Below are 14,776 nucleotides of genomic sequence, written 5' to 3' on the forward strand. Positions count from 1 at the left end.
GCCTATGCTTAGCACATTGGTGCTATCGAACGAGAACCAAACCTACCGAGGTTAGGGAAGCCCCCACCTCTACAGGTAGGGGAGGATGTCACGTTTTTTATGCGAAATCCTGTGTCTGGACTGGAAAAACAGAGGCGTTTATGGTAGTATAGAAAAGAATAGAAGTAAAAACGGGCGGCATTGCGAAAAAAGATGCCTTCCCCTGAAAATATGGAGGAAAAAAGATGGAACAGTACAAGCAGGAGTTTATCGAGTTTATGGTCGAGAGCCAGGTATTAAAATTTGGAGAGTTCACTCTGAAAAGCGGAAGAAAATCCCCGTTCTTCATGAATGCGGGCGCTTACGTAACCGGGAGCCAGTTAAAACGTCTCGGCGAGTATTATGCAAAAGCAATCCATGACAATTATGGACTGGATTTCGACGTTCTGTTTGGACCGGCCTACAAAGGAATCCCGCTCAGCGTTGTAACCGCTATTGCGATTCATGATCTCTACGGTGTGGAAGTACGTTACTGCTCCAACCGGAAAGAAGCAAAAGACCACGGCGGAGATGCAGGAATGCTGCTTGGAAGCAAAATTAAAGACGGCGACCGCGTTGTCATCATCGAGGATGTTACCACCTCCGGAAAATCCATCGAGGAGACCTTCCCGATCATCCAGGCACAGGGCAATGTGGAGATCAAAGGTCTGATGGTATCCTTAAACCGTATGGAGCGCGGAAAAGGCGACAAGAGCGCACTTGAGGAAATCCAGGAAACCTATGGCTTCCCGGCAAATGCCATTGTAACCATGGAGGATGTCATCACCTATCTGTACAACCGTCCATGCCAGGGCAAAATCCAGATCGATGACAAGATGAAGGCTGCCATTGATGCTTATTATGAGGAGTACGGTGTCAAATAAGACGTGGTACACTTGAAAAAAGGAGTTTTGCACGATGAATGAAAAAATCTATAAAACCATGGGACGTGTCGGCGGCGGAAATATCGCCATGGGCGCAGTACTGGTTGTGGTAGGGGTAGCAACCGGTGTCCTGATGATCGTAAGCGGAGCAGGTCTGCTGAAACGACGCGGGGAAATTATGTTTTAAGAAAAATGCCGGAATATTTTGGAAGCGCATGCGCCGAAGAGGTATTCCGGCGTTTCTGATACCACGCAGAAAGGGGAAACAAAGATGAAGCAGGAGACGAAAGCCAGAATCCGCGTTGTGGGACGGATTTTATTTCTGGTGTATCTTCTTGCGCTCGTTTATTTTCTGTTTTTTGCAGAAGAATACGGGAGAAGAAACTTTTTTGAACTGGATTACCGTTACAATCTGGTGCCGTTTCAGGAAATCAGACGGTTCTGGATTTACCGCGAAAAGGTGGGATTCCTTGCCGCATTTTTAAATCTGGCGGGCAATGTGATCGGTTTTCTGCCGTTCGGCTTTATCGTTCCGGTGATGCACAAAAAAATGGAGAGTTTCTGGAAAGTATCGCTTCTTGGTTTTATGTTCAGCCTCTGCGTGGAGACGATTCAGCTCATCACGAAGGTGGGCTGCTTTGATGTAGATGATCTGATCCTGAATACGCTTGGAGCCATGATCGGCTGCGGCGCATTCCTGATCTGCAATAAATTCAGGAGATGGAAATATGGCGAGGAAGAAGTATAATTACAATTTTGTCCGGAAGCCGTCGGAAGGCGGAAAGGAAGCTCTCTATATGGCAGGTGCTTCGGTCTTTCTGTTTCTGCTGGCTTCGGTCGTATCGTTTGCGTTCCGCGGAAACGGAGGCATTTTTCTCGGAGCAGCGGGACTGTTCTCATTCCTTCTGTCGGGATACGGCTTCTATGTGGGAATGAAGAGCTTTAAAGAAGAACAGGTCAGCCACAGAATGTCGGTTCTCGGCTCGATTACGAGCGGCGGCATGCTGGTCGCATGGCTGGCACTGTTTCTGATCGGTGTGAGATAAATGTACTCTCGTAAAATCAAGCGCAGAAAGACTCCGGGAGTACATATAAAAGAAAAGGGGAAAAAGATGGATCGCGAACGTTTTGAAAAACAGCTGAATTTTATTCTGGAGATTGATAAAGAAAAACAGATCCTGCGCCAGACGCACATCCGCGGCTATTCGCGCCAGGAGGACGACGCGGAGCACGCATGGCACATGGCGGTGATGGCATTTCTGCTGCAGGAATATTCGAATGAGAAAATCGACATCGGCAGAACGATGCTCATGCTGCTGATCCATGACCTCGTGGAGATTGATGCAGGCGACACGTATGCGTACGACGCGGAGGCAAACAAAACAAAAGACGAGAGAGAACACAAAGCGGCCGAGCGCATCTACGGCCTGCTGCCGGAGGATCAGGGAAAAATGCTGATGGATCTCTGGCTCGAGTTCGAAGCGTATGAGACACCGGAAGCGCGCTTTGCCCATGTGATGGACAATTTCCAGCCGCTGCTTTTAAATCATGAGAACGATGGAAAAGACTGGACCCGCCACAATGTGCGGATTTCCCAGCCGTTAAAACGAAACGAGAAGACGACGACCGGCTCCGAGGAGATCTGGAGTTATATGGAAGAGATTCTCGAACAGAGTATCCGGGATGGAAAAATTATTGACGACCGGGAAGAAAAACAGGAATAAGTTAAGAAGAATGAGGGGCAGATCTGCCCCTCGTAACAGTTAAAGAGAAACAGAAAGGGATTTTTTTATGACGGATGAATTATTAAACGAGCGGTATGCGCTTGCAATTGAGCGGATCCGCCAGATTCCGGCGGAAAAAAGCGTTCCGCAGCCGTACCGCGATTTTTTTGCACAGATGGCACAGTACCTCTGCAAAATGGACCAGATCCGGAGCAGAATCGCAGAAGGATATCTAAAAACAGCATCCGAGGAAGAGCTGGCTGTTTTTAACCGTGAGCCGTATGAAGATGTGATCGGGGAGTGGTATGAGACCTCCTACGGAAACCCGGCGTTTGCCGTGCGGGCACTTGGTGAAACGCATGGAAGGAGCCTCTGCTGCCTGTACCGGGAGCTGGGAAATGCTGTTGTCTGGGTCTATGAGGACCGCCTGCTGGAGCTGACTGCGGCGATGGAGCTGTATCTCGAGTTGTATGCGATGTTCGAGGAGGAGACGCTGCCGTCCGCGCAGTATGTAAAAGAGAGCATTTACTGGTATGTGAGCGATTACGCCGAGGAGCGCCAGGAATGCCAGGTGCGCGAAATCGTCGACCCGTCGCTGCACTTTGTGAAGGATATTGTGATGGAATCTGATCTGACGGATCTGCGGTATCTGTACCAGTACGGCGAATATATCACCGAAAATGAGAAGGGTACAGCCCGCTTTTTAAATACGTTCAGCCAGGAAGAAATCGACGCGATGGCACGCACCTACACAGAAGGCTTCCGCAAGTGCTTTCTCGTGGCGCGAAAAGATCTGTCGAAAAAGAAGACAGTCAGCATCCGCTTCCACATCGGTTTTGAGCGCATGATCCGTGCGGCAATATTACAGTTCCGCGAGATGGGACTCGAGCCGGTGATTTCCCGCGGCGCGCGGAGAACGTGGGTTGCCGGTGCGTCTGCGAATAAGCAGTATGACTACGATCACCGGAACGATGAGGCGCTGTATCTCAACGAGGATCTCGTGAAGAGACGGCTCCGCGCGATGCAGGTGAAATACGACGAGTACAAAGAACTGGCGGATGGCTATGCCGGCCCTGCAGTGGTGGAAACCTTCGGCGAAGTTCCGTTTGAGCCAGTAAATAAAAAACAGGCACTGCACTTAAATGAGCGCCAGCAAAAGCTCCGTGTCGGTTTCCAGAACGAGGCGGGCCAGATTGTAAACCGCTATATCAAGGATGACGAGTACGGCTACACGATCATCGCCTACCCGATGCCGGAGATCGATCCGCGCTACGAAAAAATTTTCCGTGAGATCGTAAAGATCAACACGCTCGATTACGAAAAATACCAGCGCATCCAGCAGTACCTGATCGATGCGCTCGACGAGGGCGTTTCCGTGCATGTGCTTGGAAAAGGAGAGAACAGAACGGATCTGCGCGTGATGCTGCATCATCTGAACGATCCTGCGAAAGAGACGAATTTTGAGAACTGTGTTGCCGACTGCAATATTCCGGTCGGAGAGGTCTTTACTTCCCCGAGTCTTACCGGCACGACAGGCGTACTCCATGTGACGGGAGTCTACCTGAACGAGCTGTATTACCGCGATCTCTGCCTGACGCTGACCGACGGCATGATCACCGCGTATGACTGCGCAAACTTCGAAAAAGAAGAGGACAATCGTACTTATATAGAAGAAAACCTGCTGTATCACCACAGGACGCTGCCGATTGGTGAGTTTGCCATCGGAACGAACACGACGGCGTACGTGATGGCAGAGCAGTACGGCATTGCCGGAAAACTGCCGATCCTGATCGCAGAGAAGATGGGCCCGCATTTTGCGATGGGCGACACCTGCTACGCCTGGGCGGAGGACAGCCCGATGTACAATCCGGACGGAAAAGAAGTAATCGCGCGTGAGAACGAGGTTTCGGCAAAACGGAAAGAAGATCCGTCGAAAGCATACTTCGGATGCCACACGGACATCACGATTCCGTACCGCGAACTGCAGTCGGTTGCGGTCGAAAAAGCAGACGGAACGACGATCCCTCTCATTGAGGACGGACGCTTCGTCCTGCCGGGAACGGAAGAATTAAATGAACCTTTTGGCTGATTATGGGTTGACATTTCTGCGCCTGCTTAGTATATTATAAGCAGAACTGAATGATTAAAACATAAATATAAGCATAACTAATGAATAACGCTTAGAACAGTTAATCAGAAAAGGAGAACAACATGGCTAAAGTAGGAATTGTGATGGGCAGCGACTCTGATATGCCGGTAATGAGCAAAGCAGCCGACATGCTGGAAAAATTTGGAATTGAGTACGAGATGAAAATCATCTCCGCACACCGCGAGCCGGATGTATTTTTCGAATATGCAAAAACCGCAGAGGAGAAAGGCTTCAAGGTTATCATTGCAGGCGCAGGTATGGCAGCTCATCTGCCGGGTATGTGCGCAGCTATTTTCCCAATGCCGGTCATCGGAATTCCGATGCATACCACATCGCTTGGAGGTCGTGATTCCCTGTACTCCATCGTACAGATGCCGAGCGGCATTCCGGTAGCAACCGTTGCCATCAATGGCGGTGCCAATGCCGGAATCCTGGCAGCAAAGATTCTTGCAACTTCCGATCCGGAACTGCTTGCAAAACTGAAAGCATATACACAGGAAATGAAAGAGCAGGTTGAGGCAAAAGACGCAAAACTGCAGGAAACAGGATACCGTAACTACAGTAAATAAAAACAAAGGACAAGGGAGGTTCACCATGGATTACAAGAACGCAGGAGTAGATATTGAAGCTGGATACAAATCAGTAGAATTAATGAAAGAGCATGTAAAGAAAACCATGCGCCCGGAGGTATTAGGCGGCCTTGGCGGTTTTTCCGGCGCTTTTTCCCTGGCAAAAATCAAAGAAATGGAAGAGCCGGTGCTGCTTTCCGGTACAGACGGATGCGGAACCAAGGTGAAGCTCGCCATGATTCTTGATAAACACGACACCATCGGCATTGATGCCGTTGCCATGTGTGTGAACGATATCGCATGCGCCGGCGGAGAACCGCTGTTCTTCCTCGACTACATCGCATGCGGAAAGAACTATCCGGAGAAGATCGCTTCGATCGTAAAAGGCGTTGCAGAAGGCTGTCTGCAGTCCGATGCGGCACTGATCGGCGGTGAGACCGCAGAGCATCCGGGCCTGATGCCGGAGGATGAGTACGATCTGGCAGGTTTTGCTGTCGGCGTATGTGACAAGAAAGACATGATTACCGGTGAAAATCTGGCAGCCGGAGACGTACTGATCGGCATGGCTTCCACCGGCGTTCACAGCAACGGATTTTCTCTTGTCCGCAAAGTTTTCGATATGACAAAAGATTCTTTAAATACATACTATGATGAGCTCGGCGCAACCCTCGGCGAGACCCTGCTTGCACCGACCCGTATCTACGTAAAAGCACTCCGCGCCATCAAAGATGCCGGTGTAACCGTAAAAGCATGCAGCCACATCACCGGAGGCGGCTTCTACGAGAACATTCCGCGTATGCTCAAAGACAACACCGTAGCCGTTGTACAGAAAGACAGCTACACCGTACCGCCGATCTTTGATCTGATGGCAAAGAAAGGCAATATCGATGAGCAGATGATGTACAACACCTTCAACATGGGTATCGGTATGGTACTGGCTGTTGATCCGGAAGATGTAGACGCAGCGATGAAAGCCATCCGTTCCACAGGAGATACGCCATATGTGATCGGCCACATTGAAAACGGAGAAAAAGGAGTACAGTTATGCTAAGATTAGCAGTTCTCGTCTCCGGCGGCGGCACGAACCTGCAGGCGATTCTGGATGCGATTGACGAGGGAACCATCACAAACGCGGAGGTTTCCGTTGTCATCAGCAACAATGCAGGAGCGTATGCGCTGGAGCGTGCGAAAAAGAAGGAGATTGATGCGGTATGCCTTTCCCCGAAGACCTTTGCATCGAGAGAAGCATTCAACGAGGCACTGCTGGCGAAACTGCAGTCGTACAACGTCGATCTCGTTGTGCTCGCAGGATGCCTGGTTGTGATCCCGCAGAGCATTGTGGATGCTTATCCGAATAAGATCATCAACATTCATCCGTCCCTCATTCCGTCGTTCTGCGGAACGGGCTATTACGGACTGAAAGTGCACGAGGGCGTATTATCCCGCGGCGTCAAAGTGACGGGAGCAACGGTTCATTTTGTGGACGGCGGAACAGACACCGGCCCGATTATTCTGCAGAAGGCAGTCGAAGTGCACGAGGGCGATACACCGAAGGCACTGCAGCAGCGCGTCATGGAAGAGGCCGAGTGGGTCATCATGCCGCGTGCGATTGATCTGATTGCAAACGGAAAAGTAACGGTAGAAGACGGACACGTAAAGATAAAGGAGTAAGAGCGATGAAAGTACTGATTGTAGGAAGCGGCGGAAGAGAGCATGCGATTGCCTGGAAGGTGGCACAGAGCCCGAAGGTAGACAAGATTTACTGCGCTCCTGGAAACGCAGGAATTGCGGAGTACGCAGAGTGTGTCAATATTACAGCGATGGAGTTTGACAAGCTCGTTGCTTTTGCGAAAGAAAAAGAGATTGACCTGACCGTCATCGGCATGGATGATCCGCTGGTCGGCGGTGTTGTCGATGCGTTTGAGGCAGAGGGACTGCGCGTATTCGGACCAAGAAAGAATGCGGCAATCCTGGAAGGATCGAAAGCGTTCTCCAAAGACCTGATGAAAAAATACCATATCCCGACGGCGGCATACGAGACATTCTCCGATCCGGAAGCGGCAGAGAAATATCTCGAGACTGCAAAATTCCCGATCGTGCTGAAAGCCGACGGTCTGGCTCTTGGAAAAGGCGTTCTGATCTGCAATACCTTAGAGGAAGCAAAAGAGGGCGTCAAGACGATCATGCTCGACAAGAAATTCGGCAGTGCCGGAAACGAGATGGTTATCGAGGAGTTTATGACGGGACGTGAGGTTTCCGTTCTCTCCTTTGTGGATGGAAAGACGATCAAGACGATGAGTTCCGCACAGGACCACAAGAGAGCAGGAGACGGCGACACCGGCCTGAACACCGGCGGTATGGGCAACTTCTCCCCGAGTCCGTTCTATACCGAAGAAGTGGATAAGTTCTGTAAAAAATATATCTATCAGCCGACCGTAGATGCGATGGCAGCCGAGGGAAGACCGTTTAAGGGAGTTATCTTCTTCGGACTGATGCTGACACCGGACGGACCGAAGGTGCTCGAGTACAATGCCCGCTTCGGCGATCCGGAGGCACAGGTTGTGCTTCCTCGTATGAAGACAGACATTATTGATGTATTTGAAGCCTGCATCGACGGAACTCTCGACCAGATCGACCTGCAGTTTGCAGATAATGCGTGTGTCTGCATCGTACTGGCTTCGAACGGTTATCCGGTTTCCTACGAAAAAGGATTCCCGATCCGCGGACTCGAGACGTTCAAAGAGCATGAGGGCTATTACTGCTTCCATGCAGGAACGAAGTTCAAAGACGGCGAGATCGTGACAAACGGAGGCCGTGTCCTCGGCGTGACAGCACTTGGCGATACCCTGAAAGAGGCACGTGCGAATGCATATAAGGCTGTTGACTGGGTTGACTTTGACAATAAATATTACCGCCATGATATTGGAAAAGCGATTGACGAAGCGTAACGTGAATGTGAATTTTAATTTTGAGTAAAATGGAGCCGCCAGAATCCCGGTGAAAGGGAAATCTGGCGACTTTGTCTTTTTATTCTGAAAAGGGAATAAAGCGCTGCCGTTCCAGATACAATAGTAAGGAGATCCTTTGCTTTTTAGTAGAATCAGAACAGGAAAGGCGGTCGGAAAAGATGGGAATCGTTTGTCTGGCGGGGATTTTTGCCGTATTTCTTCTGCTTGCATGGACGCTCTGCCGGGCGGCAGGATGGGAGAAAGAACGGGAAGATCTGGAACAGGAGCAGTACCTGAAAGAGTGGCGGGAGAAAAAGTTGAAAAAAATCGAAAAAATTTGAAAATTAGTGTTGACATTTGGCGGGTGGAATGCTATACTAACGAAGTCGGTTGGTGATACAGATAAAAAGCCAACAGACAAAACACCGATGTGGGGTCTTAGCTCAGCTGGGAGAGCATCTGCCTTACAAGCAGAGGGTCATAGGTTCGAGCCCTATAGGCCCCATATTTTATGAAAAACGGTGTTGAAAATGAATATGGCGAGATAGCTCAGTTGGCTAGAGCACGCGGTTCATACCCGCGGTGTCGAGGGTTCGAATCCCCCTCTCGCTACTTGTGGAACCCTTGAGAAATCAAGGGTTCTTTTGGCTTTATGGACAGTATGATGATATGGCTGTTATGTCAAAATCGTGTCTTGAAATCCACAGAGATTTGTGAGAAAATGAGATTACCTAAGAGCTTGTTTTGGGCTCTGAAAGTAAATAAAACAGTAATGGATAGAAGAAAGATAAGGAAAAAACAATGATAGAGTTTAATAAACCACCTTTTATTGGAACAGAACTGGAATACATCCGCCAGGCGGCAGAGGAAAACAACAAGCTGTGCGGCGACGGTCCTTTTACGAAGAAATGTTCTGCCTGGATGCAGGACAATTTCAACGTAAAACATGCGATTCTTACGACATCCTGCACCCATGCACTGGAAATGGCAGCTTACCTGTCTGAGATTCAGCCGGGCGACGAAGTGATCATGCCGTCCTACACGTTTGTTTCCACTGCAGATGCCTTCGTTCTGCGCGGAGCAAAAATCGTCTACGTGGATATCCGTCCGGATACAATGAACATCGACGAGACCAAGATTGAGGATGCCATCACCGAAAAAACAAAAGCGATTGTTCCGGTTCACTATGCGGGCGTTGCCTGTGAAATGGATACCATCATGGATATTGCAAAACGCCATAACCTGAAGGTTGTAGAGGATGCGGCACAGGGCGTGAGCGCGTACTACAAGGGAAAAGCCCTTGGAACGATCGGCGATTTTGGCTGCTACAGCTTCCATGAGACGAAAAACTATACGATGGGAGAGGGCGGCGCGCTGCTGTTCCAGGATGAGAATTATCTGGAAAAAGCAGAGATCCTTCGTGAAAAGGGAACGAACCGCAGCAAGTTTTTCCGCGGACAGATCGACAAATATACCTGGATCGACTACGGTTCCTCTTATCTGCCGAGCGATATGAATGCGGCTTACCTGCTTGCAGAACTCGAGGAACATGAGAAAATCGACAGAAAGCGGATGGCCATCTACAACTATTACCATGAGCAGCTCCGTCCGCTGGCTGAGGCCGGAAAGATCGAGCAGCCGGTTGTGCCGGAAGGCTGTGTACATAATGCACATATGTACTTCATCAAGGCAAGAAATCTGGAAGTGCGTACAAAACTGATCAAGTATATGAAAGAGCGCGGTGTGATGTGTGTCTTCCATTACGTTCCGCTCCATACCTCCCCGGCTGGACAGAAGTTCGGTGTTTTCCACGGAGAGGACAAATACACAACAAAAGAGAGCGAGCGCCTGATGCGTCTGCCGATGTTCTACGGCCTGTCTGAACAGGATATGGCATATGTCGTAGAGTGCCTCATGGACTTTAAAGAGTGGTAACATTTCATGTATGAGAAGTTTTTAAACTACTTTACGGACTATATTTTCGTGAAGGATGAGCCGCAGAAAGCCGATGTGATTTTTGTGCCGGGAAACGGATATCCGCAGATGGCGGCGCACGCGGCAGAACTCTGGAAAGAAGGATTTGCGCCGTATGTGCTTCCGTCGGGAAGATACAGTACTGTGCTCGGGCATTTCGCCGGTGTACAGGATCTTGCGGAGCAGTACGGCGGGAACTATGAAACCGAGTGGGAGTTTCTGCGGACGGTACTGCAGAAAAACGGCGTGCCGGAGAAAGCGATTCTGCGCGAAGACAAGGCGACGTATACGTATGAAAATGCACTGCGGTCACGGGAAGTGACAGATGCGGCGGGCATCGAGGTAAAAAAAGCGATCCTCTGCTGCCGGAATCTCCATGCGAGACGGTGTATTCTGTATTACCAGCTTGTCTACCCGGAGACAGAGTTTTTTGTCTGTCCTTCGGATATTGAGTTCACCAGAGAAAACTGGCATACAAAGGGTGAATGGATCGACCAGGTGTTAGGAGAAATGGAGCGCTGCGGCGGTCAGTTCCACAAGATTCTGCGGGAACTGCCGGCGGATTCTGAATTTTAACACCAGTAGACAAGAAGTCCCCCGCTTCTAAAGCGGTGGGATGAATTGTTAAAAGAAACATAACGGCAGTGGTAGGCGGAGAGAAATCGGTATCCTCCACTGACATGAGGAAAGTCACAGTCGAACTATTCTCGACATGTCAGACTCCGTGAAAATACCGACTGTAAGTTGAAACGAAAAGATTTATAAAAAAGAGCGGAAATTGTGGTAAAATTGCGGCTCGTATGGTATACTATCGTTAAGTTAAGTTTCTAATCTAAAGCAAAGGTTGGTGGACAGTATGAATAAGATTGATGAAGTATTAGAGCTTTTAAAACAGAGAGAACGTGAGAGCGAAAAACCGAAAAACGTGATTTTATGGGTCCTTGCCATTGTCGGAGCGGTAGCGGCAGTTGCAGGAATCGCATACGCAGTATACCGGTTTGTAACTCCGGATTATCTGGAAGACTTCGAAGATGATTTCGATGACGATTTCGACGATTACTTCGAGGATGAAGACGAAGATAAGTAGGATGGAAAAAAGAAACTCCGGTGCCGGAACGTGGTACCGGAGTTTTTCTGTCCGGAAATCAGTTTGACATAGAAGGAGAAGAGAATGAAAAAAGGAGAAATTTACGAGGGAGTCGTGGAAAGAATCGATTTCCCGAATAAAGGACGTGTACATGTGGAGGGCGAGACGGTTACCGTGAAAAATGCAATTCCGGGACAGAAGATCCGCTTTCAGATCAACAAAAAAAGAAAGAACCGCATGGAGGGCCGCCTGCTCGAAGTAACAGAAAAATCCCCGATGGAAAAGCGCGATCCGGTCTGCAGTATTTTCCCGTCCTGCGGCGGATGCATGTACCAGACGATGAGTTATGAGGATCAGCTTGCAATGAAGGCCGGTCAGGTGAAAAAACTGCTCGACGATGCCCTCGTGGAGGCCGGCCAGGTCAATGAGGCGGGGGAGGCCGATTATCCGTTCCTTGGAATCAAGGGAAGTCCGAAGGAGTTTGCATACCGGAATAAAATGGAGTTTTCCTTCGGCGATGAATACAAGGACGGCCCGTTGTCTCTCGGACTTCATAAAAAGGGAAGCACATACGATGTCCTGACCGCGTGCGACTGCAAAATCGTGCATGAGGATTTCACAAAGATTCTGACCTGCGTGCTGGCGTACTTTAAAGAGCGGAACGCAAGTTACTACCACAAGATAAGCCACGAGGGTTACCTGCGCCACCTGCTGGTGCGAAGAGCCGAGAATACCGGAGAAATCCTGGTAAACCTCGTCACCACAAGCCAGGAAGAGTGGGATCTGATGCCGCTCGTGCAGGAAGTGCTTGGTCTGCCGCTGGAAGGAAAGGTTGTCGGATTCCTCCATATTATAAATGATTCCCTGGCAGATGTTGTAAAGAGCGATGAGACAAAAGTGCTCTACGGACAGGACTACTTCTATGAAGAACTCCTCGGACTGAAATTCAAGATCACCCCGTTCTCCTTCTTCCAGACCAATTCCCTTGGCGCGGAAGTTCTCTACAGCACCGCCCGCGAGTTCGTCGGCGAGACGAAAGACCGCACGATCTTCGACCTCTACAGCGGAACCGGAACCATCGCCCAGATCCTTGCACCGGTCGCAAAAGAAGTGATCGGCGTGGAAATCGTGGAAGAAGCTGTTACAGCTGCAAAAGAGAACGCAGAGGCAAACGGCCTTACCAACTGCAGTTTCCTCGCCGGAGACGTGCTGAAGGTGATCGATGAAATCGAAGAAAAACCGGACTTCATCGTTCTTGATCCACCGCGCGAAGGAATCCATCCGAAGGCTCTGCCGAAGATAGTTGATTTATATAGGTGTGAAAAAATGCTTTACATCTCCTGCAAGCCGACTTCTCTTGCGCGGGATCTGGTAGAGTTTGCAAAATATGGATACCGTGTAGAAAAAGTCTGCTGTGTTGATATGTTTCCGGGAACGGTGCACTGTGAGACGGTTGTTTTGCTTTCCAAGGGTGAGGTCGACTCGAAAAAGATTCGGGTTGAGTTCTCTTTAGAAGATATGGATATGTCCGAATTTCAAGATGGGGCAACCTACACGCAGATCAAGGACTATGTACTGGAACATAGCGGATTAAAGGTATCAAACCTGTATATCTCACAGATTAAGCGGAAATGTGGGATTGAGGTTGGTAAGAACTACAATCTGCCGAAGTCCGAAGATTCCAGACAGCCTCTGTGTCCACCGGAAAAAGAGAAAGCAATCCGAGAAGCATTCAAATATTTTGGGATGATATAACATCCCGTAAAATGGAGGTTTCTTATGGATAGATTGATTTCTTGTAAGTTTAACATGGATACCGCTTGTGTGGAACTGAAATTCTTTGATGGTAGTATGATTGCGATTGATACGATTGCGGTTGAGAACGAGGTTGCCGACAATATGTATCAGAGGTCGGAACTGGATTATCTGATTTACAATGACCCGATTGGATATGCTGATTTGATATTGAACGGAGATTCCAAAACCTATTTGAAAAACTGTTACAGAGTATAAATCTGTGGATACGGCGATTGGAGCGATTTGCCTGGCTCACTAAACCTCTAAGCCCATAGTTATTGGCTAAGGCAGATATTCAACTTTAATTTTAGAAAACATAAATAAAGGCTATCCAATCTTTTTGACTGGGTAGCCTTTGAAAGTTTTGCTCTTTCTACTTTTTAAGAATCAATTTATGAATGACCATGCCGATTATCAAACCAAAGGATGATACTGCCAAATACCAAAGCGAATGTATCAATGCTGTCTCGTTATAGTATATAAACACAGATGGCACAAATGTAATTGCTATGATTATTGGATACAAGTACTTTACTTTCAGATTTGAAATGCTGCCAATTAGAATTGAAAGCAATAATGTTGCTAAAATAAGCAAAACTATCATTCCCATAACGTCTGTTGGTCCTGCAAATAATGGAAATACATAAAACATAAATAATTGAATTAAGAGTATTAGTATCTCCTTCAAGTATTTCTTCATAATCAAAACACCTCCGTTCATATAAACTCTTTTTTATTTCATTTTGCAAAGATTATCTTGATTTGCAGTTTGTCATTGTTGTAGATTGCTCCAATACTTCCGCCCATACGCTCAATCAGCAGCTTGGCGATGGACAATCCCAAACCGGTTGAATTGCGACTGGCTTCTACTGTATAGAAACGGTCAAACAATCTGCCGACCGTCACATAATTCAGATTGTGCGCCGTGTTGCTGAATGTAACACAGCCGTTCTTATCCATGACTACGGACAGATCGCCGTCAGAGTATTTCAGCGCATTGCTGATAATGTTGGAAAAGATACGGTTGACCGCACCTGCATCCAGTTCACGGAAAACCGGTTCCTCCGGCAATTCGATTTCCGGTTGGATGCCTTTTTCCTGCATGACCGCATAGAAAGACAGCAGACTTTCCTCCAATGCCCGGACAACATCCATACGTTCTGGTTTCAGTTCCTGAAAAGAAGTAACCACACTATATCTGAATAGTTCTTCGGTTAGATTTTTTAAAACATCTGTTCTGTTTTGGATTTGAGAAAGATAGCAGTGTACCGTTTCGCTTTTTTCCTCTCGTTCCAATAGGTCAAGATAACCGTTTATCGCCGTAAGCGGAGTTCTCAGGTCATGGGAAATATTGGTGATAGCTTCTTTCAGTTCCAGATCGCCCTGTTGGTAACGATGGCGTTCCTTGCGGAGCAATCGAAGCTGGATATTAATCTCCGAAGCCAGTTTTCTCAGATGAGGGTCGCTGGAAGAAATATCAATCAGAGTGTTTGTGTCGGAGGAAAGACGTTCCTGGAATTCTGTATGAATTTCATCAATACTTTTTTCTATAAAAATAATCTTTGTGATTAGAAAAAATACAACAATTAGCAAAATACAACACAAAATCCAAGGGAACATCTTTCT

The 14,776-nt window shown here is 48.2% G+C and carries 18 protein-coding genes and 2 tRNA genes; 18 read left to right on the forward strand and 2 right to left on the reverse strand.

The genetic code is table 11. The features are described 5' to 3' along the window. The first annotated feature begins 224 nt into the window (after window positions 1–224). The 18 genes from pyrE (at window position 225) to I2G42_RS05460 (ending at window position 13,366) form a co-directional block, all read left to right on the forward strand. Window positions 225–902, forward strand: a complete 678-nt coding sequence (gene pyrE, locus I2G42_RS05375; protein ID WP_055227102.1) for an orotate phosphoribosyltransferase — start codon at window positions 225–227, stop codon at window positions 900–902. 34 nt (window positions 903–936) lie between these two features. Beyond that, window positions 937–1,089 (forward strand): hypothetical protein, encoded by a 153-nt coding sequence (locus I2G42_RS05380; protein WP_055221261.1) that lies wholly within the window; start codon window positions 937–939, stop codon window positions 1,087–1,089. A gap of 84 nt (window positions 1,090–1,173) precedes the next feature. Continuing rightward, window positions 1,174–1,650: a VanZ family protein gene (locus I2G42_RS05385; RefSeq protein WP_055227152.1), complete on the forward strand. Its 477-nt coding sequence runs from the start codon at window positions 1,174–1,176 to the stop codon at window positions 1,648–1,650. After that, window positions 1,631–1,948 carry a hypothetical protein gene (locus tag I2G42_RS05390; RefSeq protein ID WP_022462010.1) on the forward strand — a complete coding sequence of 106 codons (318 nt, stop codon included), beginning with the start codon at window positions 1,631–1,633 and terminating at the stop codon, window positions 1,946–1,948. Before I2G42_RS05385 ends, I2G42_RS05390 begins: the two co-directional genes overlap by 20 nt. A gap of 66 nt (window positions 1,949–2,014) precedes the next feature. Then, on the forward strand, window positions 2,015–2,626 hold the full coding sequence (locus I2G42_RS05395) for an HD domain-containing protein (RefSeq protein ID WP_022462011.1): 612 nt from the start codon (window positions 2,015–2,017) through the stop codon (window positions 2,624–2,626). 67 nt (window positions 2,627–2,693) lie between these two features. Next, window positions 2,694–4,715: an aminopeptidase gene (locus I2G42_RS05400; RefSeq protein ID WP_195530825.1), complete on the forward strand. Its 2,022-nt coding sequence runs from the start codon at window positions 2,694–2,696 to the stop codon at window positions 4,713–4,715. Window positions 4,716–4,837: 122 nt separating this feature from the next. Continuing rightward, entirely contained in the window at window positions 4,838–5,344 is a 507-nt protein-coding gene (gene purE, locus I2G42_RS05405) for a 5-(carboxyamino)imidazole ribonucleotide mutase (RefSeq protein WP_022462013.1), read from the forward strand. Window positions 5,345–5,369: 25 nt separating this feature from the next. Then, window positions 5,370–6,395, forward strand: coding sequence for a phosphoribosylformylglycinamidine cyclo-ligase (gene purM / locus I2G42_RS05410; RefSeq protein WP_055221253.1), 1,026 nt, complete (start codon window positions 5,370–5,372; stop codon window positions 6,393–6,395). Further along, window positions 6,389–7,015 (forward strand): phosphoribosylglycinamide formyltransferase, encoded by a 627-nt coding sequence (gene purN / locus I2G42_RS05415; RefSeq protein ID WP_022462015.1) that lies wholly within the window; start codon window positions 6,389–6,391, stop codon window positions 7,013–7,015. Before purM ends, purN begins: the two co-directional genes overlap by 7 nt. A 5-nt stretch (window positions 7,016–7,020) precedes the next feature. Then, window positions 7,021–8,292, forward strand: a complete 1,272-nt coding sequence (purD, locus tag I2G42_RS05420) for a phosphoribosylamine--glycine ligase (protein ID WP_118742272.1) — start codon at window positions 7,021–7,023, stop codon at window positions 8,290–8,292. Between the two features lie 179 nt (window positions 8,293–8,471). After that, on the forward strand, window positions 8,472–8,633 hold the full coding sequence (locus tag I2G42_RS05425; RefSeq protein ID WP_022462017.1) for a hypothetical protein: 162 nt from the start codon (window positions 8,472–8,474) through the stop codon (window positions 8,631–8,633). A gap of 91 nt (window positions 8,634–8,724) precedes the next feature. Continuing rightward, a tRNA-Val gene (locus tag I2G42_RS05430) sits at window positions 8,725–8,797 on the forward strand. A 33-nt stretch (window positions 8,798–8,830) separates the two neighbouring features. Then, window positions 8,831–8,904 (forward strand) — tRNA-Met (locus I2G42_RS05435). A gap of 189 nt (window positions 8,905–9,093) precedes the next feature. Further along, window positions 9,094–10,227: a dTDP-4-amino-4,6-dideoxygalactose transaminase gene (gene rffA, locus I2G42_RS05440; RefSeq protein ID WP_022462018.1), complete on the forward strand. Its 1,134-nt coding sequence runs from the start codon at window positions 9,094–9,096 to the stop codon at window positions 10,225–10,227. Between the two features lie 6 nt (window positions 10,228–10,233). Further along, a complete protein-coding gene (locus I2G42_RS05445) occupies window positions 10,234–10,842 on the forward strand; it encodes a YdcF family protein (RefSeq protein ID WP_022462019.1) in 609 nt (202 codons plus the stop codon). 280 nt (window positions 10,843–11,122) lie between these two features. Continuing rightward, on the forward strand, window positions 11,123–11,353 hold the full coding sequence (locus I2G42_RS05450) for a hypothetical protein (RefSeq protein ID WP_055227097.1): 231 nt from the start codon (window positions 11,123–11,125) through the stop codon (window positions 11,351–11,353). A gap of 84 nt (window positions 11,354–11,437) precedes the next feature. Then, window positions 11,438–13,108 (forward strand): 23S rRNA (uracil(1939)-C(5))-methyltransferase RlmD, encoded by a 1,671-nt coding sequence (rlmD, locus tag I2G42_RS05455; protein ID WP_117813265.1) that lies wholly within the window; start codon window positions 11,438–11,440, stop codon window positions 13,106–13,108. A gap of 24 nt (window positions 13,109–13,132) precedes the next feature. Next, the gene (locus I2G42_RS05460; protein ID WP_055303613.1) at window positions 13,133–13,366 is read left to right on the forward strand and encodes a DUF6061 family protein; all 234 of its coding nucleotides are present in this window, start codon (window positions 13,133–13,135) and stop codon (window positions 13,364–13,366) included. Between the two features lie 157 nt (window positions 13,367–13,523). Here the strand turns inward: I2G42_RS05460 and I2G42_RS05465 are convergent, their stop codons facing one another. After that, window positions 13,524–13,850: a hypothetical protein gene (locus I2G42_RS05465; RefSeq protein ID WP_055303614.1), complete on the reverse strand. Its 327-nt coding sequence runs from the start codon at window positions 13,848–13,850 to the stop codon at window positions 13,524–13,526. Between the two features lie 38 nt (window positions 13,851–13,888). Further along, the gene (locus tag I2G42_RS05470; protein WP_055303615.1) at window positions 13,889–14,770 is read right to left on the reverse strand and encodes a sensor histidine kinase; all 882 of its coding nucleotides are present in this window, start codon (window positions 14,768–14,770) and stop codon (window positions 13,889–13,891) included. Window positions 14,771–14,776 lie beyond the last annotated feature (6 nt).

Source organism: Fusicatenibacter saccharivorans (assembly GCF_015557635.1).
Classification (GTDB): Bacteria; Bacillota; Clostridia; order Lachnospirales; family Lachnospiraceae; genus Fusicatenibacter; species Fusicatenibacter saccharivorans.

What these genes read in the sequence shown, in the direction of transcription:
- I2G42_RS05465 (WP_055303614.1), bottom strand. Translation starts at nt 13,850, where the DNA reads ATGAAGAAATACTTGAAGGAGATACTAATACTCTTAATTCAATTATTT.
- rlmD (WP_117813265.1), top strand. Translation starts at nt 11,438, where the DNA reads ATGAAAAAAGGAGAAATTTACGAGGGAGTCGTGGAAAGAATCGATTTC.
- I2G42_RS05450 (WP_055227097.1), top strand. Translation starts at nt 11,123, where the DNA reads ATGAATAAGATTGATGAAGTATTAGAGCTTTTAAAACAGAGAGAACGT.
- I2G42_RS05425 (WP_022462017.1), top strand. Translation starts at nt 8,472, where the DNA reads ATGGGAATCGTTTGTCTGGCGGGGATTTTTGCCGTATTTCTTCTGCTT.
- pyrE (WP_055227102.1), top strand. Translation starts at nt 225, where the DNA reads ATGGAACAGTACAAGCAGGAGTTTATCGAGTTTATGGTCGAGAGCCAG.
- purM (WP_055221253.1), top strand. Translation starts at nt 5,370, where the DNA reads ATGGATTACAAGAACGCAGGAGTAGATATTGAAGCTGGATACAAATCA.
- I2G42_RS05390 (WP_022462010.1), top strand. Translation starts at nt 1,631, where the DNA reads ATGGCGAGGAAGAAGTATAATTACAATTTTGTCCGGAAGCCGTCGGAA.
- purD (WP_118742272.1), top strand. Translation starts at nt 7,021, where the DNA reads ATGAAAGTACTGATTGTAGGAAGCGGCGGAAGAGAGCATGCGATTGCC.
- I2G42_RS05470 (WP_055303615.1), bottom strand. Translation starts at nt 14,770, where the DNA reads ATGTTCCCTTGGATTTTGTGTTGTATTTTGCTAATTGTTGTATTTTTT.
- I2G42_RS05445 (WP_022462019.1), top strand. Translation starts at nt 10,234, where the DNA reads ATGTATGAGAAGTTTTTAAACTACTTTACGGACTATATTTTCGTGAAG.
- purN (WP_022462015.1), top strand. Translation starts at nt 6,389, where the DNA reads ATGCTAAGATTAGCAGTTCTCGTCTCCGGCGGCGGCACGAACCTGCAG.
- I2G42_RS05380 (WP_055221261.1), top strand. Translation starts at nt 937, where the DNA reads ATGAATGAAAAAATCTATAAAACCATGGGACGTGTCGGCGGCGGAAAT.
- rffA (WP_022462018.1), top strand. Translation starts at nt 9,094, where the DNA reads ATGATAGAGTTTAATAAACCACCTTTTATTGGAACAGAACTGGAATAC.
- I2G42_RS05460 (WP_055303613.1), top strand. Translation starts at nt 13,133, where the DNA reads ATGGATAGATTGATTTCTTGTAAGTTTAACATGGATACCGCTTGTGTG.
- I2G42_RS05400 (WP_195530825.1), top strand. Translation starts at nt 2,694, where the DNA reads ATGACGGATGAATTATTAAACGAGCGGTATGCGCTTGCAATTGAGCGG.
- purE (WP_022462013.1), top strand. Translation starts at nt 4,838, where the DNA reads ATGGCTAAAGTAGGAATTGTGATGGGCAGCGACTCTGATATGCCGGTA.
- I2G42_RS05395 (WP_022462011.1), top strand. Translation starts at nt 2,015, where the DNA reads ATGGATCGCGAACGTTTTGAAAAACAGCTGAATTTTATTCTGGAGATT.
- I2G42_RS05385 (WP_055227152.1), top strand. Translation starts at nt 1,174, where the DNA reads ATGAAGCAGGAGACGAAAGCCAGAATCCGCGTTGTGGGACGGATTTTA.